The following is a 22,328-nucleotide window of genomic DNA, read 5'->3' on the forward strand; positions in this document are numbered from 1 at the left end:
TGAGTGATGGACCGTGTCTTATCCCCTCCCTGAGCGGGAGGGGCCGCACGTTATTTGACGGGGCGATTAGCCGCCGTAAACATTAAAATCGAAGTACTTTTTCGCCAGTTTGTCGTACGTGCCGTCAGCGCGCATTTCAGCAAACGCTTTGTTCAGCGCTTCGCGCAGCTCGTTGTCTTCTTTACGCAGACCCATACCGGTGCCGACACCAAACAACTTCACATCTTTAATGGATGGGCCGCCAAATTTGTAATCTTTACCTACCGGCGTCTTCAGGAAGCCTTCGCTCGCGGCGACTTCATCCTGGAAAGCGGCGTCGATACGGCCTGCCGTCAGATCAGCGTAGATATTTTCCTGGCCCTGATAAGAGACGATTTCAATCCCCTTCGGTGCCCAGTGTTCATTACCGTAGGTTTCCTGGGTAGTGCCCTGCAGCACGCCCACGCGTTTGCCTTTCAGTGATTCGAGGGTTGGCTGGATGTCAGACGATTTTGCCACCACCAGACGAGAATCTGCCGCATAGAGTTTGTCGGTGAAGGCAATCTCCTGCTGACGTTTTTCAGTGATGGAAAGCGAGGACATGATAACGTCGATTTTTTTGGCTTTCAGCGATGGGATCAGTGCATCCAGCGGGTTCTCAACGTAGGTACACTGCGCTTTGATGCGTTTGCACAGCTCATTGGCCAGATCAATGTCAAAACCGACCAGTTCACCCTTCGAATTCTTAGATTCGAACGGGGCATAGGTAGGGTCGGTACCAATACGAATTTTCTGCGGAATTGCTGCGAACGCCGCGGTAGCGCTGGAAAAGGCCAGCACCAGAGATAACGACAACACGAGTTTTTTCATATCTGTCCTCAACAAACTGTCTTCTTACGTGATTTTTACGACGACGGGGTGGTGCTAATGTGCCATCAATCCACGCCATCAGGCAAAGATTAATGCCTTTCAGGCGAGATTTTTTGCATGATAAATGCGTAAGTATGCACACAGCGATCCAATACGGTGCACGAAACGCACCATATTGGATCAATCACACCCGCAGTGCACCATAACGGCGCATCATCATCGAGTATCAATCACCGTAGACGTTGAAGTCGAAGTATTTCTTCGCCAGTTTGTCGTAGGTACCGTCTTTGCGCAGTTCTGCAAACGCTTTGTCGAAGGCGGCTTTCAGCTCGGTATCATCTTTACGCAGGCCAATACCGGTGCCGTCACCAAAGTATTTTTTGTCTTTCACGGACGGGCCAGCAAAGGCGTAGTCTTTACCTGCCGGCTGTTTCAGGAAGCCTTCACTTGCGGCAACCTCATCCTGGAATGCCGCATCCAGACGACCGGCCGCCAGGTCAGAATAAATCAGATCCTGGTTCTGGTAAGCCACCACGTCAACGCCCTTCTCACGCCAGTTTGCATTGGCATAACCTTCCTGAGTCGACCCCTGCAGCACGCCGACATGCTTGCCTTTCAGGGAGTCAATGGTTGGCTGAATGGGGGAGCCTTTTGCCGCAATCAGACGGGAATCCGCGGCGTAGAGCTTGTCAGAGAAGGCAATCTCCTGCTGACGTTTTTCGGTGATGGAAAGAGAAGAGATAATGGCGTCGATTTTCTTGGCTTTCAGCGACGGAATTAACGCGTCAAAGTCGCTGCCCACCCATGTGCATTTCACCGCAATGCGTTTGCACATCTCATTACCCAGATCGATATCAAACCCTACGAAATCGCCTTTCGCATCCTTGGAAGAGAATGGCGCGTAGGTTGCGTCTGTACCGATACGCACTGTCTGTGGAAGCGCTGCGTAGCTACCTGCTGCTGCACTTAACCCCACCAGCAAAGACAGAGCCAGAACCGTCTTCTTCATACATTTACCCTCAAGTACCGTGATTTTATTATGTATTGTGTTGTGTGTTGTGTTGCAGGCTTCTCTTGCAGGTCTTATGCCACATTGCCGTCGGGTCAAAACTTCGACGTTAAATATGTTAATAAAACGTTGCGATATTGCCTTAATGGTGAAAGATAGCAGGTCTGCCGAACGAACCGGAAAGAGAAAAAGGGAAAAAACGAATTAAATGTCGAGGATATGATCGCCGTTGCAATTTTGCCCTGAAACAGGGCATCGTCTCTGTTCATGCACGCTGTTTGTGCACAGAATCATGCGCCCTGCCAGCGGGTGAAGAGGTCTTCGGGCAGGTCGATATCAAACTGATCCAGCACGCGGTTCACTGTCTGATTAATCACGTCATCGAGCGAGGCCGGACGATGATAAAACGCCGGCACCGGCGGCATGATCACCGCGCCCAGTTCAGCGGCCTGGGTCATTAAACGCAGATGCCCCAGATGCAGCGGCGTTTCGCGCACGCAAAGCACCAGAGGACGACGCTCCTTCAGCACCACGTCCGCCGCACGCGTCACCAGCGTGTCGGTATAGCTGTTAACGATGCCGGAGAGGGTCTTAATTGAACAGGGCAATATCACCATGCCCGCGGTTTTAAACGAGCCGGAGGAGATGCTGGCAGCGATATCGCGGGCATCGTGTACGACATCCGCCAGCGCCTGGACATCGCGCAGGGAGAGATCGGTTTCGAGGGAGAGGGTCTGACGCGCCGCCTGGCTCATCACCAGATGGGTTTCGACTTCCGCCACGTCACGCAGCACCTGCAACAGACGCACGCCGTAGATCGCGCCACTGGCGCCGCTAAGCCCAACAATGAGTCGTTTCATGATTTTCGCCCTTACTGATTTCAGGGCAGACTGTGCAGGATTTTGCGGGGAGTTGCAAGTGAGGGCGAAGGCCCTCACTTGCCTGCACAATTAACCTTCGTTGTGCATCTCTAAGCTTTCGAGATCGTTTTGCAACTGGACGGCTTTCGCATCGTCGTTGCGCAGCGAATCGAGATAGTCCAGATACTGCTGATCAACATCTTTGGTGACGTAAACCCCGTTAAACACGGAACATTCAAACTGCTGAATATCCGGGTTCTCGGCGCGCACCGCGTCGATAAGATCGTTCAGATCCTGGAAAATCAGGCCATCGGCACCGATGATCTGGCGAATCTCGTCCACTTCACGGCCGTGGGCAATCAGCTCGTTCGCGGTAGGCATATCAATGCCATACACGTTCGGGAAGCGAATCTCTGGCGCCGCAGAGGCCAGATACACTTTCTTCGCACCGGCTTCACGCGCCATCTCGATAATCTGCTCTGAGGTGGTGCCACGTACAATGGAGTCATCCACCAGCAGCACGTTCTTGTCGCGGAACTCAGCACGGTTAGCGTTCAGTTTACGACGCACGGACTTACGGCGCAGCTGCTGACCCGGCATGATAAAGGTACGGCCAACGTAGCGGTTCTTCACGAAGCCCTGACGGTATGGCTTATCCAGAATGCGGGCGATTTCCAGCGCGATATCGCAGGACGTTTCCGGGATAGGAATGACCACGTCGATGTCCAGATCGTCCCACTCGCGGGCAATCTTCTCACCCAGCTTGGTTCCCATGTTCACGCGGGCGCTGTAGACGGAGATCTTATCGATAAACGAGTCCGGACGGGCGAAATACACGTATTCGAACAGGCACGGGTTGCTGACCGGGTTGTCTGCACACTGGCGGGTAAATAGCTGGCCCTTCTCAGTGATATAGACCGCTTCGCCAGGGGCTACATCACGCAGGAATTCGAAGCCCAGGGTGTCCAGCGCCACGCTTTCAGAGGCAACCATATATTCGGTACGGCCATCACCCAGGTCACGCTTACCAAGCACCAGCGGGCGGATACCGTTTGGATCGCGGAAGGCGACCATTCCGTGACCGATAATCATCGCCACGCAGGCATAGGCACCGCGGATCTGGCGGTTTGTCGAAGCAACGGCGGCAAAGATATTGTCTGCTTCCAGCGGATAGTGGCGGAAATTATCCAGCTCGCTCGCGAACACGTTGAGCAGGATTTCTGAATCAGAGGTGGTGTTAATGTGGCGACGTTTCTCTTCAAACAGCTTTTTACGCAGCTCATGCGCGTTGGTCAGGTTGCCGTTGTGAGCAAGCGTGATGCCATACGGTGAGTTGACGTAGAAAGGCTGTGCCTCAGAGGCGCTGGAACTGCCAGCAGTAGGATAACGAACGTGACCGATCCCCATATTACCTTGCAGACGCTGCATATGGCGGGCTTCAAACACATCGTTTACCAGGCCATTCGCCTTACGTAAACGGAAGCAGTTGTTTGCATCAATGGTGATGATACCCGCAGCATCCTGCCCACGGTGCTGAAGCACCGTTAACGCGTCATAAATCGACTGGTTTACCGGCATGAAACCGGCGATACCGACAATACCGCACATTCGTCTTTTCCTCGTTAAGCCACATCTCAGAGCGGGTTACGCTCTGGGCAAGAAACTCGACGAGCTTTGCAGATAGTCAAAGAACCACCTGATGATGAAGCTGAACTCTGGAATGAGCTGCGATTTCTGCCAGTCTTCGCTTTTGGAGAACCCGGTAAAGGTATCCAGGAAGAACAGTATCGCGGCCACAATCAGCACGCCTCGTAATGCCCCGAAACAGATCCCGAGCACCCTGTCCGTTCCTGACAGACCGGTTTTCTCGACCAGCTGACCTATCACGTAATTCACGATAGCGCCGACAATCAGCGTCGCGATAAACAGCACCGCGATGGCGATTCCATTTCGGACCAGTTCATCTTCAAAGCCCGTGAACCAGACAGACAGGTAAGTGTAGTAATGACTGGCAACAAAGAAAGCACAACCCCAAGTCACCAGCGATAACGCTTCACGAACAAAGCCACGGATCAGGCTAACCAGACAGGAAAAACCAATCACCGCAATGATGGCGTAATCAATCCAGACCATATGTGTCCCACGATTTAACGCCCTGTCATCCAGTTCGGGGCGAATTCTAACAGAAAAAGAAAACGTTTGCGTAGGGATTTCCTTCCCGCGCGTAAATAAAAAAGGCGCTGAAAAAATGTTCAACGCCGTTGGCTTATTACGTCTCTTTGGACGTCTGCCACTCCCCCTCACCCTCTCCCCTTTGAGAAGAGGGCCGGGGTGAGGGGAACCTTATCAATTGGCGCTGTAGTTCATCACCACACCGCTCAGGCCAGAGATCTGCTTCAGCTCACCGAGCGAGCCTTTGAGCTTATCCTTAGACGCTTCTGGCCCCACAAGGATACGGGTGATTTTACCCTGCACCGGCGTGGAAGGTGAAGTGTAAACGCGATAACCCGCACTGCGCAGCTTACCCACTACCTCATTGACCTTATCGGCATTTTTCAGCGCACCCAACTGCACAACGTAGGCTTTACCCGTCGGTGCAGCCTCTTGCTGGGCCGGTTTTGTCGCAGGCGGCGTCTCTGAAGCCGCGGCCAGCTGTTCTGCTGCTTTATCCCGCTGCGGTTTCGGCTGTGTTTTTTCCACCGGCTTCGGTTTTTCAACCGGTTTCGGCTGCTCTACCGGCACCGGATCGATTTCGATGTTGTTATTCGCCGCCAGACGAGACGGATCGAGGGACGGCGCGGCCGCATCCCCGGCACGCACTTCTTCAGCCGCCCCTTCCGGCGGCTGAGCAGGCAGCGCCTGGGTCGCCGCAGGCAGCATATCCGGTTCGTCGCGATCGCCCGGCTTCGGCACCAGCGGAATGGCTGCAAATTCATCCTGGTAATGCTTTTTCTGCCCGTCGAGCAGACCCGGGAGGATAATCACCCCGAGCGCGACCAACACAATGGTTCCTGTTAAACGGTTCTGAAACTTACTCGCCACCGGTTCTCCCCGCGTCCATCACTTCCATGACATGTGCCACCGTGTGGAACGAGCCACACACCAGCACGGTATCTTCTGGTTTAGCATCCGCCATCGCGGCTTGCCAGGCCTGAGCCACGCTATTGTAGATTACGCCTTTGCCGAGATGTTCCAGCAACTGCTCAGCCGTCGCACCGCGCGGCCCCTCCAGAGGAGCACAATACCAGCTATCGACCACACTCTCCATGCAGGCCAGCGTACCGCCGATATCTTTATCATGAAGCATACCGATAACCGCCAGCACGCGCCCGGTTTTTGGTAACGATTTGAGACGCGCGGCGAGATACGCTGCAGCATGAGGGTTATGCGCGACATCCAGTATCAGCCGCGGAGCGTCGCTGACAATCTGAAAACGCCCGGGCAGAATCGCATTCTGAATACCGTCGCGGATGGCCTGTTCGCTCACCGCCAGCCCGCTTGCGCGCAGTGCCGCCAGGGCGGTGGCGGCATTAGGTTGCGGTACCTGCGGCAGGGGCAGATTCTCCAGCGTTCCCTGCGCATCGCGATAGCGCCAGCCGTTGTTCTGAACCTCATACTGCCAGTCCACACCCCGGCGCAGCAGGTGAGCGCCCTTCTCTTTCGCCACGTCGGCAATGGTGTGCGGCATATCCGGCTCGCCAACCACCGCGGGCTTATTCGTGCGGAAAATACCGGCCTTCTCACGGCCAATACTTTCGCGATCGGGGCCCAGCCAGTCGGTATGATCCAGGGCAATGCTGGTGACCACCGCCACATCGGCATCCACCATATTGGTGGCATCCAGACGCCCGCCGAGGCCCACTTCCAGAATCACCACGTCCAGCTGCGCCTGTTTAAACAGCCACAGCGCCGACAGAGTGCCGTATTCGAAATAGGTTAATGAGATCTCACCGCGCGCCGCTTCAATTTCTGCGAACGACGCCGTATGCGCAGACTCTGGCAGTTCGCTGTTTTGTACGCGAACCCGCTCGGTATAACGTACCAGGTGCGGAGAGCTGTAGACACCAACCTTGTAACCGGCAGCCATCAGGACAGCTTCCAGCGTACGGCAGGTGGTGCCTTTACCGTTGGTTCCGGCGACGGTAAAAACAAACGGCGCAGGTTTCAGCACATCGAGACGCGCAGCAACCTGGCTTACGCGTTCAAGCCCCATATCGATGGTTTTACTGTGCAGGTTTTCCAGATAAGAAAGCCACGTGGCCAGGGGCGACGTGGCTTGGGGAATGCTTTTATTTTCCATGATGCCCGGTTGTCATTAACAGTTTATAAAGCAAAAGGGCAGCGCCAACCGGCCCTGCCCTTTTCAGTTATCAGGCCTCGGGTTCCTGATCCGGTACTACCACGCCTTCGCGCGGCTCATCCGGGTTCGGCGCCGGCAGATTCATCAGCTTCGCCAGGATGCTCGCCAGTTTCAGGCGCATTTCCGGGCGGCGGACGATCATGTCAATCGCGCCTTTCTCAATAAGGAACTCACTGCGCTGGAAGCCCGGCGGCAGTTTTTCACGTACGGTCTGCTCGATAACGCGAGGACCAGCAAAGCCGATCAGCGCTTTTGGCTCAGCGATGTTCAGATCGCCCAGCATCGCAAAGCTTGCAGAGACGCCCCCCATGGTTGGGTCGGTCAGTACAGAGATGTACGGCAGACCGCGCTCCTGCATTTTAGCCAGCGCAGCAGAGGTTTTCGCCATCTGCATCAGGGACATCAGCGCTTCCTGCATACGTGCACCGCCAGAGGCGGAGAAGCAGATCAGCGGGCAGTTGTCTTCCAGCGCCTGCTCAACAGCACGCACAAAGCGCGCACCGACCACGGAACCCATTGAGCCACCCATGAAGGAGAACTCAAACGCGGCGGCCACTACCGGCATCTCGTGCAGGGTGCCTTTCATCACGACCAGCGCGTCTTTCTCGCCGGTCTCTTTCTGTGCAGAGGCCAGACGATCTTTATATTTTTTGGAATCACGGAACTTGAGCACATCTTTTGGCTCAAGCTCGCTACCCAGTTCTACCAGAGAACCTTCGTCCAGCAGGCTGTGCAGGCGATTACGCGCCGTCATGCGCATGTGGTGGTCACACTTCGGACACACCTCAAGATTGCGTTCCAGTTCTGCGCGATACAGAACCTGACCACAGCTATCACACTTCGTCCATACCCCTTCAGGAATGCTCGCTTTACGCGTTGGGGTAATGTTGCTTTTAATTCGTTCAATCCAGCTCATTGATAACCTTTCTGCCTGAACCTGGTCGTATGCCAGTTTTGCTGTAAGAGGCGAATAATGCCATTTTTGCCTCCAACAGACCATGAATGTTGCACATTAAAACATAACAGCCCGAAACTTTGGATAAAAAAGTGGTCGAACCGCCTGCGTGCATTTACTTCGCTTGCTTTGCTGCCGCGCGCTTGTGACGAATAATTTCGATAACACCCGGTAAAACAGAAAGCACAATAATCGCTACAATCAGTAACTTAAGGTTTTCCTGAACCACAGGGAGATCGCCAAACAGGTAGCCTGCATAGGTAAAGAGCAGCACCCACAGCAGCGCGCCAATGACGTTGTATGCCGCAAAATGACGATAGGACATGTGCCCCATTCCCGCCACAAATGGCGCAAATGTACGCACAATAGGCACAAAACGCGCAAGGATAATAGTTTTTCCACCGTGGCGCTCATAAAACGCATGGGTTTTATCTAAATAGCTACGACGGAATATTTTTGAATCCGGATTGCTGAATAAGCGCTCACCGAAGACCCGTCCAATGGTGTAGTTGACCGCGTCACCGACAATTGCGGCGATCACCATCAGCACCACCATTATGTGCACATTCAAATCGTTGCCAGGCAGCGCAGATAACGCCCCCGCGACGAACAGCAGCGAATCCCCCGGTAGAAACGGCGTGACTACCAGACCGGTTTCACAGAACAGAATGAGGAACAGAATGGCATACACCCAGACGCCATACTGCGCGACCAGCTCCGCCAGGTGAACATCAATATGCAGAATGAAATCAATCAGAAAACGTATTACGTCCATATTGTCTAAGCCTTAATTGCACCTTTGTTTAGTCCGCCAGAAACAGCGGGCCCATTGGCGGTTTTGGCAGGTCAAACCGGTCCGGATAGTCCACCGAGACCAGATACAGCCCTTCCGCTTTCGCCGTTGCTGCCGCAAGCGTTCTGTCCTTCGCTGCCAGCAGTTCTGCAATCCAGCTCTCCGGCTGGTGTCCGGCACCCACTTCCATCAGGCTGCCCACAATATTCCGCACCATATGATGTACAAAGGCATTGGCTTTGATATCCACCACCACATACGCGCCAAAACGGCTGACGTTTATGTGCATGACGTTACGCCACGGCGTGCGGGACTGACACTGCACCGCACGGAACGAGGTAAAGTCATTTTCACCAATCAGACACTGCGCCGCACGATGCATACGTTCTGCATCCAGCGGTTCATAAAAATGCGTCACGCCCTGGCTTAACACCGCCGGACGAAGACGCTGATTGTAGATGACATAGCGATAACGGCGCGCAGTGGCGCTGAAACGCGCATGAAAATCATCCGGCACAGCTTTCACCCAGCGCACCGCAATGTCACCAGGTAAATTCGCATTTACACCCAACGTCCAGGCAGCGTCCTTGCGCACGGCGGTGGTTTCAAAGTGAACCACCTGCCCCGTTCCGTGGACACCGGCGTCAGTGCGTCCTGCACACAGGACGTTAATCGGTTCGTTCGCCACCTGAGAGAGCGCTTTCTCCAGTTTTTCCTGGACACTGCGCACCTCATTTTGACGCTGCCAGCCATAATATTTACTGCCGTCGTACTCGATACCGAGGGCGACTTTATGAACCGGCTTTTGTTCCACGTCTGACATCAGTACAGATACTCCTGCACCAGTTTTTCAGCGATTTTGACCGCCATCAGCGCGCCGCCGAAGCGCACGTTATCGGCTACGGACCAGAACTGAACCTGCTCCGGCATACCGTAATCATTCCGTACGCAGCCCACCGAGAGGTGTGCGCTGCCGGTGGCATCGCCAACCTGCGTCGGGAATTCACTCTCTTCGGAGAGCACAATGTCTTCACCGCGGCCGAACGCATCACGCGCTTCTTCTGCGGCCAGCGGACGCAGGGCTTCGAAACCTACCATCTGCGCATGACCGTAAAAGACCGGCGACTGCACGACATTTGCGGAGATCATCAGCCCCTCGTCCTGCAGAATTTTGCGCGCTTCGTCGACGATACGGCGCTCTTCGCGCACGGAGCCTTCACGATCCGGCAGCAGCGGCAGCATATTGAATGCCAGCTGACGGCCGAAGAAATCGTCTTCATCAATCGGGATGCCGTTCAGGAGCTTCGCACTCTGTCCGGCCAGCGCGTCGACGGCCTTTTTGCCTTGCGCAGAAGCGGAAAGCAGGCTGGTCACGGTGATACGCGACAGACCGCCATCGTCGATTAAAGGTTTAAGAGCGGTCAGCAGCTGGCTGGTCAGGCTATTGGGAACCGCAATGATATTGCGGTTACGGTAGTCGGCCAGGACAAACGGGTTCACGTCCGGCACCACCAGCGGGACATCCGGCTCCATCGAGAACAGGCCGCTCAGATCGATCACCAGACAGCCAGAATTCGTCGCGTCTTCAATGTACGACGCGGTGGCTTCAGCACCTGCCGCAAAAAAGGCCAGCTGCGCCTGCGTCCAGTCGAATTCGGCGGCATCCTGAACCATGACGGATTTGCCGCCAAAACGCAGATGCTCACCGGCGCTGTCAGTGCGCGCCAGTGCATAGATATCACCCACCGGGAACTGACGCTCAGCAAGGGTTTCGAGCAGGGCTTCACCCACGGCACCCGTGGCACCTAAAATGGCAATGTTCCAGCCTTCAGACATGGTGGTTTACTCCAGAAATAAAAAAGCGTCCCTGTCGGAGTATCCAACAGGGAGCGTTAAGAAGACATTAATGCGCCGGGTGATGAACGGCGTTAAAACCCAGTTTATGCAGCAGCGCTGCCGCCGACGCGTCATCGCACATGACATACAGAGAAGACCATTCACGGCGCTCAACGTAATTCTTGCGCAGCTTGTCAAACTCCCCCGGGATCCCCGCCACTTTACGCAGCAGCGCATCATCGCGGCGCACATCATACACCAAATGAACCAGCCTTTTCAGCGTTGCCTGATCGAGCGGGCCATGCAGGGTAATGCGGCCAAATTCAGGCGCGGGGAGTAAGGTGTCCAGCGCCACCTGCTGCGGACGGCCAATAAAGGCGCTATAGGCCTCAAAGACCTGGGTTGTACCACGGGCCTTTCCTTCGAGCGTGTAACCCGCTATATGCGCGGTTGCAACGTCGACCTTGTTCAGCAGCGCAACGTTGAGATCGGGCTCCGGCTCCCAGACGTCCAGCACCACGCTGAGATCCTGCCCCTCTTCCAGACATTTCAGCAGCGCGGCGTTATCGACGACCGGGCCACGACAGGCATTTATCAGAATAGTGCCAGCCTTCAGACGACGGATCAGCGCCTCGTCAGCAAGATGGAGCGTCTTATAGGCCCCCTCTTTGAAGAGGGGCGTATGGAAGGTGATGACGTCACATGCTTCAACCAGCTCATCCAGGGGGCGGAAGTCGCCTTCATCACCGTTGTCTTTACGCGGCGGATCACACAGCAGGGTGCGAATGCCTAACGCCTCAAGGCGTTTTTGCAGGCGTCCTCCCACGTTGCCCACCCCGACAATGCCTACGGTGCGGTCTTTCAGCGCAAAACCGTCGCGCTCTGCCAGCATCAGCAGAGAAGAGAAAACGTATTCCACTACCGCAATGGCGTTACAGCCAGGCGCGGCTGAAAACCCGATCCCCGCCTGCTTAAGCCACTTGTCATCCACATGATCCGTCCCGGCCGTTGCGGTTCCGACGAATTTAATCGCTTTGCCGGAGAGCAACGCCTCATTTACTTTGGTCACCGAGCGCACCATCAGGGCATCGGCATCATCCAGCTCGTTTACCGGAATGGGTCGACCAGGGACAGCCTTAACATTACCAAGGCGGCTAAACAGCTCGCGGGCGTAAGGCATATTTTCATCAACGAGGATTTTCACGTCTGAGTACCTGTTTGAGAGGAAGAAAACCTGCCAAGTGTGCCATAATCTGGCCGCCAGGCATATATGCATGCCGGGTTTACGCTGAGTTTTGACTTTAAGGATTTTTGACGATGCAGCCTATTTCAGGTACGCCACCACGCCCTCCGGGTGAAGGCCCTGTCACGCCAAACGTTGCAGGTGAACAACCGCTTTCCACGCAACAGCGCACCGTGCTGGAGCGCCTGATCACGCGCCTGATCGCGCTCACTTCACAGCAAAATGCGGAAGTCTGGGCCGGGGTAAAGCATGATTTAGGCGTCCGGAACGATGCACCGTTGCAGTCGCGCCACTTCCCTGCGGCCGAGCAAAATCTGAATCAGCGTATTACCACCGCACAGCAAAATCACACCACTCGCCAGATTGTCGCGCAACTGACCGAGCTGTTGGGCCAGGGCAACAACCGTCAGGCAGTCAGTGATTTCATTCGCCAGCAGTTTGGCCAGACCGCCCTGAGCCAGCTCACGCCAGACCAGTTGAAAACCGTGCTGACGCTGCTGCAAACCAATCAGCTGACCATCCCGCAACCGCAACAGCGTCCGTCAACCGAGCGTCCGCTGCTGCCTGCTGAACACAATACGTTGAATCAGATGGTGACCAGGCTGGCCGCCGCCACCGGCGAATCAACAAAGCTTATCTGGCAGTCGATGCTCGAGCTTTCCGGCGTGAAGGCGGGCGAGCTGATCCCGGCCAAACAGTTTACGCATCTGGTCACCTGGCTACAGGCTCGCCAGACGCTGAGCACCCAAAGTACCCCTACCCTGCATACGCTACAGGCGGCACTGAAGCAGCCGCTGGAGCCGCATGAATTTGAGGTGATTCGGGATTACGCCCAGCAGACCTGGCAGGCCACGCCGCAAACGGTACTGACCACCGCGCAGGTGCAAGATTTGCTGAATCAGATCTTTATTCGCCGCGCCGAGCGCGAAGGCGGCGTACCGGAAGTCAGGGATATTCAACCGATCTACAGCCCGCTGTTTGCGCCGGTGGTGGAGACCTTCAGAACCCTCTCTGCCCGTCCGGGATTACTGTTTATTGCGTTACTGATTGCACTCGCGATTTTCTGGCTCGTTGCCTGATGTTTTGCCCGGTGGCGCTGCGCTTACCGGGCCTACAACGACCCGAACCGTAGGCCGGGTAAGGCGAAGCCGCCACCCGGCAACAACGGCTCAAGACCTGCGAAACGCCACCAGCGTCACAACAATCCCCACCACCGCTGAAACGGCTCCCGCCAGGAAGACAGAGGGATAACCAAACGACGTGGCCAGGAGCCCCGCCAGCGGTCCGGTGACACCGTATGAGATGTCCTGAAACGCCGCATAACCGCCCAACGCCGTACCGCGCACCTGTGGCGCGACGCGTTTTACCACCTCAACCCCCAGCGCCGGGAAGATCAGGGAACAGCCGCAGCCGGTCAGTGCCGCTCCGAGAAGGGCAACGGAGGCCACAGGGGCATACCACAGCAGCAGCAAACCGAGGGTCTCAATCACCAGCGACGCCACGGCCACCTTCACGCCACCAAAGCGATCCGGCATCCAGCCGAACAGCACGCGCATCAGGACAAACGCCCCACCAAAGGCGGTTAGCGTAAAGCCCGCCATCGCCCAGCCGCGGCTCATAAAGTACAGCGAAACGAATGTCCCAATCACCGCGAAGCCCACGCCCTGTAGCGCCAGCCCCAGCCCCGGCTGCCAGATTTGACCTATTACGCTCCACAGGGAAGGACGCTCACCTTTATGGGCAGGTACTTTGCGCACCGAGCCATTAAACGCCCATGCCAGCAGCGGTAACAGCATGGTGGTGGCCGCCAGCGCGGCAAAACCGAACTGGCTGTGGATCAACAGCCCCAGCGGCGCACCTGCCGCGAGTGCGCCATAGATAGCCATACCGTTCCAGGACATCACTTTGCCCGAGCGCGCTGGGCCTACCAGCCCCATTCCCCAGGTCAGGGTGCCGGTCAGCAGCTGGCTTTCACCAAAGCCGAGAATCAAACGTCCCACCACCAGCAGGGCAAATTTATACGCCGCGTCGACCGGCAGAAGCGCGGCAAGCAGCCACGCTGCGCCCGCCAGCCCGCAGGCAAACATGCCCTGCAGCGCTGAGCGTTTGGCACCGTGCTGGTCCGCCAGACGCCCGGCGTAGCCGCGGGTTAATACGGTAGCTAAAAACTGAATACCCACGGCGATGCCAACCAGGGTATTGCCGTAGCCCAGCTCCTGGTGAACAAACAGCGGGATAACAGGCAGCGGCAGGCCAACGGTCATGTAGGTCAGAAATACCGCAAAGGCGATACGGAAAAGGGAAAGGTTCCCGGAAGGGGTACTCTTCTCAGGGATAACGGCCTTCATGCGTAACTCCGTGTTCAGGCATAAAAAAAGGGAGCCTCGCGGCTCCCTTCTACTATACCTTCAAACGCTTACGCTTTCAGCTTGCGCATGACCAGCGTGGCGTTGGTGCCGCCAAAACCAAAGCTGTTGGACATCACGGTCGTCAGCTCACGTTCGGTGGTTTCGGTCACGATGTTCAGGCCCGCTGCCTGCTCGTCCATCTCTTCGATGTTGATGCTTGGCGCGATAAAGCCATTTTCCAGCATCAGCAGAGAGTAGATTGCTTCCTGCACGCCAGCTGCACCCAGAGAGTGACCGGTCATGGCTTTGGTCGCGGAGATTGCCGGGCTGTTGTCGCCGAAGACTTCACGGATCGCACCCAGTTCTTTCACATCGCCTACCGGCGTAGAAGTCCCGTGGGAGTTCAGGTAGTCGATTGGAGTATCAACGCCGTGCATCGCCATCTTCATGCAGCGTACCGCGCCTTCGCCGGATGGAGCAACCATGTCAGCGCCGTCAGACGTTGCACCGTAGCCCACGATCTCAGCGTAGATGTGCGCGCCACGTGCCAGAGCGTGTTCCAGCTCTTCAACCACAACCATACCGCCGCCGCCTGCGATAACAAAACCGTCACGGTGCGCATCATAGGTACGGGATGCTTTAGCCGGAGTTTCATTGTATTTGGTAGACAGGGCACCCATCGCGTCGAATTCACAGGCCATTTCCCAGCCCAGCTCTTCGCCGCCGCCAGCAAATACGATGTCCTGTTTACCCAGTTGGATCTGCTCAACAGCATTACCGATGCAGTGTGCGGACGTCGCACATGCAGAGCTGATGGAGTAGTTCACACCGTGAATTTTGAATGGGGTTGCCAGGCACGCGGAGACCGCAGAACCCATGGCTTTGGTTACCACGTACGGACCTACTGCTTTCAGACCACGCGGGCTACGCATGGCGTCAGCACCGAATACCTGCGCTTTGGATGAACCACCGGAACCGGCAATCAGACCCACGCGCGGGTTGTTCTGGTAAACCTCTTCGCTCAGGCCAGAATCTTTGATCGCTTCCTGCATGGAGAGATAAGCATAAATAGAGGCATCGTTCATGAAACGAACCACTTTACGGTCAATCAAACCGGTGGTGTCCAGTTTGACGTTACCCCATACGTGGCTACGCATACCTGAATCTTTAAACTCTTCAGAGAAAGTGATCCCGGAGCGTCCTTCACGCAGAGATGCCAGGACTTCCTGCTGGTTATTACCGATGCTGGAAACAATGCCCAGGCCAGTAATCACTGCACGTTTCATTCAATACCTCTGTAAGTCGCACTATAGTAAGTTTCGAGTCGCACAATAGCGTACACTTGTACGCCGAACAAGTCCGATCAGACATTTTCTGCGGAAATTTGCACCGATGGACTCACATCGTTAAGATCGTGCCACTGCCTGTCAGACGAGTAACTTACGTGAAACAAAACGCTATACAACCCGCCAACCTCGAATTCAACGCTGAGGGTACACCTGTTTCCCGAGATTTTGATGACGTCTATTTTTCTAATGATAACGGACTGGAAGAAACCCGCTATGTTTTCCTCGACGGAAATCAGCTCAGCGCACGCTTTCCCGCCCATCCGCGCAGTCTGTTTGTCGTCGCAGAGAGCGGGTTCGGTACCGGCCTGAATTTTTTGACTCTCTGGCAGGCTTTCGACCAGTTTCACGCTGCCCATCCTGAGGCTACGCTACAAAGATTACATTTCATCAGTTTCGAAAAATTTCCGCTCACCGCGCACGACCTGCACCTGGCGCACCAGCGCTGGCCGGAGCTTGCCCCTTGGGCTGAACAGCTTCAGGCGCAGTGGCCGCCCGCCATCGGCGGTTGCCATCGTCTGCTGCTGGACGGTGGACGCGTCACGCTGGACTTATGGCTCGGCGATATCAACGAACTGACCGATAAGCTTGATGATTCGATGAACCAGAAGGTGGACGCGTGGTTCCTTGACGGGTTTGCGCCAGCCAAAAACCCGGAGATGTGGAGTCAGCATCTGTTTAGCGCCATGGCGCGTCTGGCGCGGCCTAGCGCAACGCTCGCGACCTTTACCTCGGCGGGGTTTGTCCGCCGCGGCTTACAGGAAGCAGGCTTTACGATGCGAAAAACAAAAGGGTTTGGCCGCAAGCGCGACATGCTGGTCGGGACGATGGTGCAGACGCTGGCGATCCCCGCCCGGGCGCCCTGGTTTGCACGCCGCGCCAGTGCCTCCCGTGAGGTGGCGATAATCGGCGGAGGGATTGCCAGCGCCCTGCTTTCGCTCGCGCTTTTACACCGCGGCTGGCAGGTGACGCTCTACTGTGCTGACCCGGCTCCGGCAAACGGCGCCTCCGGCAACCGTCAGGGAGCCCTTTATCCGCTTTTAAGCGCGCACGACCCGGCGCTGTTCCAGTTTTTCCCCGCGGCCTTTACCTTTGCCCGTCGCGTATACGACACCCTTCCGGTGGCGTTCGATCATGACTGGTGCGGCGTGACGCAGCTCGGCTGGGATGAAAAGAGCCAGCAAAAAATCGCGCAGATGCTGTCGCTGGGCCTGCCGGAAGAGATTGCCCGCGCGGTAAGTGCGCAAACGGTGACAGACACCACAGGCGTTGAGACGGGCTGTGGCGGTATTCAGTATCCGCTCGGCGGCTGGCTGTGCCCTGCCGAACTGACCACTGCGGCGATTACCCTGGCACAGTCACGCGGGCTGACGGTGCATTATGCTCATAAGGTTGCATCGCTTAGCCGGACAGCCCACTGGACCCTGCGCTTTGCCGATGGCAAAGAGGCCACGCATGCCAGCGTTGTGCTGGCAAACGGACATCACATCAATCAGTTTGTCCAGACAGAGACATTGCCCGTTTATCCGGTTGGCGGCCAGGTGAGCCATATTCCGACCGCGCCTGCACTGAGCCAACTGCGCCAGGTGCTGTGCTATGACGGCTACCTGACGCCGCAAAATCCGTCTAACGCTCATCACTGCATTGGTGCCAGTTACCATCGCGGTGAAACTGACACGCATTACCGCGAGGAGGATCAGCAGCAGAACCGCCAGCGCCTGATTGACTGCTTCCCGGACGCGGCGTGGGCGAGAGAGGTTGACGTCAGCGAGGGCGAAGCGCGCTGCGGCGTACGCTGCGCCACCCGCGATCATCTGCCCATGGCGGGAAATGTACCGGACTATGAGGCAACGCTTGAGGCGTATCAGGATCTGGCTGAACACAAGGAGACGGCTGTGGTCTCACCGGTCTATCCGGAGCTGTTTATGCTGGGCGGGCTGGGCTCGCGCGGGTTGTGTTCTGCACCGCTGCTGGCTGAAGCGTTAGCGGCGCAAATGAGCGATGAGCCCATTCCGCTGGACAGCACCACGCTCGCAGGGCTGAATCCGAATCGTTTGTGGGTGCGGAAATTGCTGAAGGGGAAGCAGGTTAAATAGGGTGCCCTCTCCCACCGGGAGAGGGAGGTGAAACGCTTACTTCGCTTTCGCCTGCTGGAACAGGTTGTCCCACATACCCAGCACCAGAGACTGGTCGCGGGGAGAAAGCTCGCCCGCCTGGATGGCTTTTTCCAGGCTGCGGCTCACTTCATCATGAATGGCCTCGGCAGAGTGATCGTCCCCGGCTTCCAGCTCGGCAACGGCCAGCGTCAGGTGACCACGCAGATAACCGCTGGCGAACAGCTCATCATCACTGGCGTGTTCCACCATGTCATCAATTAACGCCAGAATGCGTGATTCAAATTCTGCGATCATCTTCTTTCCTCTGTTAAAGATCTTCCGGCCACGGGAAGCATTCCGCCGTGATCTCCGGCGTATGGTAATAATTCTGTAAAGCCTTGATCAGACGTGCCGGGCGTTCCGGGATGCCTTTCTCAAGATACTCCATCACCTGCACATGCACGCGGCGCTGGAAGAGAATACGGTCTGGCTCGAAATCCCCTTCGAGATTGTCACAGCTGACGTTGAACGGGAAACCCGCCGCCACGCAGAACAGCCACTCCAGCGCCTGCGGTTTGACTTCCACATCTTCAAACTGACCCTGCGTGGCCGCGTCACGTCCGTCCGGACAGTACCAGTAACCAAAGTCCACCAGCTCGCGACGCGCTTTTCCCGCAATGCACCAGTGTGAAATCTCATGCAGGCCACTGGCGTAAAAACCATGCGCAAACACGATGCGGTTATAGGGCACCTCTGCATCAGCAGGAAAATAGATCGGTTCGTCGTCGCCTTTAATCAGACGGGTATTAAAATCATCAGCAAAACAGCCGTCAAAAATCTCAATCAGCTGTTCATAGTTATGCGTACTGTTCATGCATTCATCCCCAGCCAGGTGAGGATCTCCGGTCCATGGCTGTCATAAAGAAGCTTGGCGCTCATCACCGCCGAGACGATGACGATCATCGGGCGAATCAGCTTCTGTCCTTTGCTTAATACCAGACGCGAGCCCGCGCGCGCGCCTAAAAACTGCCCCGCCATCATCACAAACCCGGTTGCCCAGATAACCTTGCCGCCGATGATAAACAGCAGCAGGCCGCCGACGTTCGAGGTGGCATTCAGCACTTTAGCGTGGGCGGTAGATTTGGCGAGGTTAAATCCGGCCAGCGTGACAAACGCCAGGGCATAGAACGACCCGGCGCCTGGGCCAAAGAAGCCATCGTAAAACCCGACGCAGCCGCCTGCGATAAGCGCGAACGGCAGACCATGCAGCCGACGCTGCCTGTCCTCTTCACCAAGCTTTGGCATCAGCAGAAAGTAGAGGCCAATACAGATGACCAGCACCGGCAGGATCTGACGCAGAATGTCAGACTGTACGTGCTGAACCAACAGCGCACCGGAGGTTGAGCCGATGAAGGTCATCAGAATATTGAGCTTCTGGTCGGCAAGATTAACCACCTTACGGCGAATAAAATAGAGCGACGCGGAAAGGGACCCGCCGCAGGCCTGAAGCTTGTTGGTGGCAAGCGCCTGAGCCGGGCTCATGCCCGCCGCCAGCAGCGCCGGAACGGTAAGCAACCCGCCACCGCCCGCGAGGGCATCGATAAAACCGGCCAGCATTGCCACAAAGAACAGCACCACCAGCAGAAGCGGTGACACCATAAACAGGTCGACGAAATTATCCATTAAAGTACATGCTCATCCAGTAGCGCCTGGCAGGAAGGCGGCAACGGAGGCGGTGTCTTCTTCTCAGGCTTAGAGGTTCCAGGTTTTGCCGGTTCAAACCAGCTTTGCAGTTCCGCACCGCAGCCATCGCCTGGCGGTGGTAGCGGCTGATCTTCACATTCCAGACTGTTTGCCGGGCAGCGCAGACGTACGTGCATATGCGCACGATGCTGGAACCACGGACGCACTTTGCGCAGCCAGTCGCGATCGGTTCCCTCATCCAGGCAGAGCTGCTGCTTGATGGCCGGGTTAACGAAGATCCGCGTGACCTCGTTGTCCTTCGCTGCCAGCTTAATCAGGCTGAAAACATCCGGGGTCCACAGCGACGGCACAACGCTTTTGCCGTCGCGCGCCACCAGATCCAGCGCCTGCGGCTTCAGCAGTTGGGCCGAGGTCCAGCGCGTTTTAGGCAACTGCAGGAAAATATCCACATCCAGCCCGGTCTGGTGACTGGCGTGCCCACCGTTGAAACGGCCGCCAGCAGGCATACCCATATCGCCAATCAGCATCGTACCCAGCCCCAGGTTATGCACCTGGTTGCCCAGACGCTGGATAAACAGCACCAGATCCGGGTGGCCGAAGTAACGACGCTGGTCGGTACGCATCACCTGATAAGTATCCGACTGCAGAGGAAGTTCCTGCGCACCAACGATACAGCCATTGGAGAACGCACCAATCGACTGCGCGCTTCCCGCCACCGGGTGAGTGATTTTTTGCCATGGCGTGGCGGCCAGACTGGCCCCACTGGCGAGTAGCGCCAGCAGAGCAATTGCGGTTTTTTTCATAGTTACCAGCGTGGAATGGTGGTCGTCACATCCGCATTCTGCGCACGCTGGCGCAGGAAGTGATCCATCAACACGATTGCCAGCATGGCTTCTGCGATTGGCACCGCGCGGATCCCGACGCACGGATCGTGACGTCCTTTGGTGATCATCTCAACTTCTTCACCAGAGCGGTTAATCGTGTGGCCCGGCACGGTAATACTGGACGTTGGCTTCAGCGCGATATTGGCAATAATTTGCTGCCCGCTGCTGATGCCGCCGAGAATGCCACCCGAATGGTTGCTCTGGAAGCCCTCTTTTGTAATTTCGTCACGGTTCTGGCTGCCGCGAAGCTGAACCACGTCAAAACCGTCGCCAATTTCGACGCCCTTCACCGCATTGATGCTCATCAGCGCGTGGGCAATGTCCGCGTCCAGACGGTCAAATACAGGCTCACCCCAGCCTGGCGGTACGCCGTCAGCCACCACGGTCACTTTTGCACCGATAGAGTCGCCCTCTTTTTTCAGGCCACGCATCAGCTCGTCCAGCGCCTCCAGCTTCTCAACATCAGCACAGAAGAACGGGTTTTGTTCAACCTGCTCCCAGTCTTTAATGGCCAGCGGAATGTCACCCATCTGGGTCAGGCACCCGCGGATCACGATGCCAAATTTCTGCTGCAGGTATTTCTTGGCAATCGCCCCTGCGGCGACGCGCATCGCAGTTTCACGGGCGGAGGAGCGTCCACCGCCGCGATAGTCGCGAAAACCGTACTTTTGTTCGTAGGTGTAGTCAGCGTGGCCCGGACGGAACACATCTTTGATGGCACCGTAGTCCTGAGAACGTTGGTCGGTGTTTTCAATCAGCAGACCAATACTGGTCCCGGTGGTGCGGCCTTCAAAAACGCCTGAGAGAATTTTGACCTGGTCCGGCTCGCGACGCTGCGTGGTGTAGCGAGAGGTGCCCGGACGACGACGATCAAGGTCGTGCTGTAAATCGGCTTCGGTGAGTTCGATGCCTGGCGGTACGCCGTCAACGATACAGCCCAGTGCCAGCCCGTGCGACTCACCAAAGGTGGTCACGCGGAATATTTGTCCAATACTGTTTCCTGCCATCACGGCTCCGATGTCGTTATTTGTGTGTGAGCGTTGTGAAACGGGCCGAAGCCCGCTGGATTAATCTTTGTAGATGCTGAAATGTTCGCGCGCGTCGAGCAGCTGCGCTTTGGTCAGCATAAAGACGCCGTCACCGCCGTTGTCGAACTCAAGCCAGGTGAACGGCACATCCGGGTACTGCTCTATCAGATGTACCATGCTGTTGCCCACTTCACAAATCAGAACGCCGTCGTCGGTCAGATAATCCGGTGCGCAGGCCAGAATGCGACGGGTCAGCTTCAGGCCGTCAGAACCCGATGCCAGGCCCAATTCTGGCTCGTGACGGTATTCGTTTGGCAGATCGGACATATCTTCCGCATCCACGTACGGCGGGTTGGTTACGATAAGATCGTACTGCAGCGTCGGCAGGTCACGGAACAGATCGGAGCGGATAGGCGTAACATGGTGGATCAGCCCGTGTTCTTCAATGTTGTGCTCGGTTACCGCCAGCGCGTCGGTGGAGATGTCCACCGCGTCCACTTCCGCTTCCGGGAAGGCATAAGCGCAGGCAATGGCAATGCAGCCGCTGCCGGTACACATATCCAGAATGTGCTGCGGTTGACGGTTAATCAGCCCTTCGAAGTGGTTGTTGATCAGCTCACCAATTGGCGAGCGCGGCACCAGCACGCGTTCATCTACATAGAATTCGTGACCGCAGAACCAGGCTTTGTTGGTCAGATAGGCTACCGGAATACGCTCGTTCACGCGGCGGATCACACGCTCAACGATGCGGTGCTTTTCGCTGGAGGTCAGACGCGCGGTGCGCATGTCTTCCGGAATATCGAGCGGCAGGTAAAGAGAAGGCAGCACCAGTTGAACAGCTTCATCCCACGGGTTATCCGTACCGTGTCCGTACCAGATATTGGCGGCGCTGAAGCGGCTAACCGACCAGCGCAACATGTCCTGTATGGTATGCAGCTCGTTTACTGCTTCATCGACAAAAATTTTATCCACTCTTTCCTCCAGGGCATGCTCGCATAATTTTCGGCGGCTAGTTTG

22 protein-coding genes are annotated in these 22,328 nt (G+C 56.4%); 2 read left to right on the forward strand and 20 right to left on the reverse strand.

The annotated features are described in order from the left end of the window. Positions 1-66: 66 nt before the first annotated feature. The 12 genes from hisJ to pdxB form a co-directional block, all read right to left on the reverse strand. A complete protein-coding gene (hisJ, locus tag ACQG2G_RS15235; protein WP_008502592.1) occupies positions 67-849 on the reverse strand; it encodes a histidine ABC transporter substrate-binding protein HisJ in 783 nt (260 codons plus the stop codon). A gap of 226 nt (positions 850-1,075) precedes the next feature. Further along, complete coding sequence (gene argT / locus ACQG2G_RS15240; RefSeq protein ID WP_013098132.1) at positions 1,076-1,858, reverse strand: lysine/arginine/ornithine ABC transporter substrate-binding protein ArgT; 783 nt, start codon at positions 1,856-1,858, stop codon at positions 1,076-1,078. A 290-nt stretch (positions 1,859-2,148) separates the two neighbouring features. Beyond that, on the reverse strand, positions 2,149-2,718 hold the full coding sequence (locus tag ACQG2G_RS15245) for a UbiX family flavin prenyltransferase (protein ID WP_020690624.1): 570 nt from the start codon (positions 2,716-2,718) through the stop codon (positions 2,149-2,151). 90 nt (positions 2,719-2,808) lie between these two features. Further along, on the reverse strand, positions 2,809-4,326 hold the full coding sequence (gene purF, locus ACQG2G_RS15250) for an amidophosphoribosyltransferase (RefSeq protein WP_061771792.1): 1,518 nt from the start codon (positions 4,324-4,326) through the stop codon (positions 2,809-2,811). A gap of 36 nt (positions 4,327-4,362) precedes the next feature. Further along, complete coding sequence (cvpA, locus tag ACQG2G_RS15255; RefSeq protein ID WP_000262116.1) at positions 4,363-4,851, reverse strand: colicin V production protein; 489 nt, start codon at positions 4,849-4,851, stop codon at positions 4,363-4,365. A 213-nt stretch (positions 4,852-5,064) separates the two neighbouring features. After that, positions 5,065-5,760 (reverse strand): cell division protein DedD, encoded by a 696-nt coding sequence (gene dedD, locus ACQG2G_RS15260; protein ID WP_248766590.1) that lies wholly within the window; start codon positions 5,758-5,760, stop codon positions 5,065-5,067. Then, the gene (gene folC, locus ACQG2G_RS15265) at positions 5,750-7,018 is read right to left on the reverse strand and encodes a bifunctional tetrahydrofolate synthase/dihydrofolate synthase (protein ID WP_061771791.1); all 1,269 of its coding nucleotides are present in this window, start codon (positions 7,016-7,018) and stop codon (positions 5,750-5,752) included. Before folC ends, dedD begins: the two co-directional genes overlap by 11 nt. A gap of 70 nt (positions 7,019-7,088) precedes the next feature. Further along, positions 7,089-7,994 (reverse strand): acetyl-CoA carboxylase, carboxyltransferase subunit beta, encoded by a 906-nt coding sequence (gene accD, locus ACQG2G_RS15270; protein WP_013098138.1) that lies wholly within the window; start codon positions 7,992-7,994, stop codon positions 7,089-7,091. A gap of 154 nt (positions 7,995-8,148) precedes the next feature. Continuing rightward, positions 8,149-8,808, reverse strand: coding sequence for a DedA family protein (locus ACQG2G_RS15275; protein ID WP_013098139.1), 660 nt, complete (start codon positions 8,806-8,808; stop codon positions 8,149-8,151). Positions 8,809-8,836: 28 nt separating this feature from the next. Further along, positions 8,837-9,649, reverse strand: coding sequence for a tRNA pseudouridine(38-40) synthase TruA (gene truA / locus ACQG2G_RS15280; RefSeq protein ID WP_013098140.1), 813 nt, complete (start codon positions 9,647-9,649; stop codon positions 8,837-8,839). Then, positions 9,649-10,662, reverse strand: coding sequence for an aspartate-semialdehyde dehydrogenase (locus ACQG2G_RS15285; RefSeq protein ID WP_013098141.1), 1,014 nt, complete (start codon positions 10,660-10,662; stop codon positions 9,649-9,651). The genes truA and ACQG2G_RS15285 overlap by 1 nt, the downstream gene beginning before the upstream one ends. 67 nt (positions 10,663-10,729) lie before the next feature. Then, positions 10,730-11,866, reverse strand: a complete 1,137-nt coding sequence (gene pdxB, locus ACQG2G_RS15290) for a 4-phosphoerythronate dehydrogenase PdxB (protein ID WP_038984389.1) — start codon at positions 11,864-11,866, stop codon at positions 10,730-10,732. A 113-nt stretch (positions 11,867-11,979) separates the two neighbouring features. Here pdxB and flk point away from each other — a divergent pair, with 113 nt between their 5' ends. Beyond that, positions 11,980-12,984: a flagella biosynthesis regulator Flk gene (gene flk / locus ACQG2G_RS15295; RefSeq protein WP_029881743.1), complete on the forward strand. Its 1,005-nt coding sequence runs from the start codon at positions 11,980-11,982 to the stop codon at positions 12,982-12,984. A gap of 90 nt (positions 12,985-13,074) precedes the next feature. Here flk and ACQG2G_RS15300 read toward each other — a convergent pair whose 3' ends face one another. Both ACQG2G_RS15300 and fabB read right to left on the reverse strand, forming a co-directional pair. Further along, the gene (locus ACQG2G_RS15300; RefSeq protein WP_013098144.1) at positions 13,075-14,253 is read right to left on the reverse strand and encodes an MFS transporter; all 1,179 of its coding nucleotides are present in this window, start codon (positions 14,251-14,253) and stop codon (positions 13,075-13,077) included. A 68-nt stretch (positions 14,254-14,321) separates the two neighbouring features. Continuing rightward, positions 14,322-15,539 carry a beta-ketoacyl-ACP synthase I gene (gene fabB / locus ACQG2G_RS15305; protein ID WP_013098145.1) on the reverse strand — a complete coding sequence of 406 codons (1,218 nt, stop codon included), beginning with the start codon at positions 15,537-15,539 and terminating at the stop codon, positions 14,322-14,324. A 158-nt stretch (positions 15,540-15,697) separates the two neighbouring features. Between fabB and mnmC the strand changes: the two genes are divergently transcribed. Next, a complete protein-coding gene (gene mnmC, locus ACQG2G_RS15310) occupies positions 15,698-17,695 on the forward strand; it encodes a bifunctional tRNA (5-methylaminomethyl-2-thiouridine)(34)-methyltransferase MnmD/FAD-dependent 5-carboxymethylaminomethyl-2-thiouridine(34) oxidoreductase MnmC (protein WP_061772513.1) in 1,998 nt (665 codons plus the stop codon). Positions 17,696-17,731: 36 nt separating this feature from the next. Here the strand turns inward: mnmC and ACQG2G_RS15315 are convergent, their stop codons facing one another. Genes ACQG2G_RS15315 through prmB form a run of 6 tightly spaced genes read right to left on the reverse strand, consistent with a single transcriptional unit; the run spans position 17,732 to position 22,283 of the window. Beyond that, positions 17,732-18,010 (reverse strand): YfcL family protein, encoded by a 279-nt coding sequence (locus ACQG2G_RS15315; RefSeq protein WP_013098147.1) that lies wholly within the window; start codon positions 18,008-18,010, stop codon positions 17,732-17,734. A gap of 13 nt (positions 18,011-18,023) precedes the next feature. Then, entirely contained in the window at positions 18,024-18,569 is a 546-nt protein-coding gene (locus ACQG2G_RS15320) for an elongation factor P hydroxylase (protein WP_061772514.1), read from the reverse strand. Then, positions 18,566-19,378 (reverse strand): sulfite exporter TauE/SafE family protein, encoded by an 813-nt coding sequence (locus ACQG2G_RS15325; RefSeq protein WP_057071653.1) that lies wholly within the window; start codon positions 19,376-19,378, stop codon positions 18,566-18,568. Before ACQG2G_RS15325 ends, ACQG2G_RS15320 begins: the two co-directional genes overlap by 4 nt. After that, positions 19,378-20,202 carry a penicillin-insensitive murein endopeptidase gene (mepA, locus tag ACQG2G_RS15330; RefSeq protein ID WP_020690615.1) on the reverse strand — a complete coding sequence of 275 codons (825 nt, stop codon included), beginning with the start codon at positions 20,200-20,202 and terminating at the stop codon, positions 19,378-19,380. Before mepA ends, ACQG2G_RS15325 begins: the two co-directional genes overlap by 1 nt. A gap of 2 nt (positions 20,203-20,204) precedes the next feature. Next, the gene (gene aroC / locus ACQG2G_RS15335; RefSeq protein WP_061772515.1) at positions 20,205-21,290 is read right to left on the reverse strand and encodes a chorismate synthase; all 1,086 of its coding nucleotides are present in this window, start codon (positions 21,288-21,290) and stop codon (positions 20,205-20,207) included. A 60-nt stretch (positions 21,291-21,350) separates the two neighbouring features. Next, positions 21,351-22,283 carry a 50S ribosomal protein L3 N(5)-glutamine methyltransferase gene (gene prmB / locus ACQG2G_RS15340; RefSeq protein WP_013098152.1) on the reverse strand — a complete coding sequence of 311 codons (933 nt, stop codon included), beginning with the start codon at positions 22,281-22,283 and terminating at the stop codon, positions 21,351-21,353. Positions 22,284-22,328: the final 45 nt, after the last annotated feature.

The organism is Enterobacter cloacae complex sp. 382A5 (genome assembly GCF_050031095.1).
GTDB classification, from domain to species: domain Bacteria; phylum Pseudomonadota; class Gammaproteobacteria; order Enterobacterales; family Enterobacteriaceae; genus Enterobacter; species Enterobacter cloacae.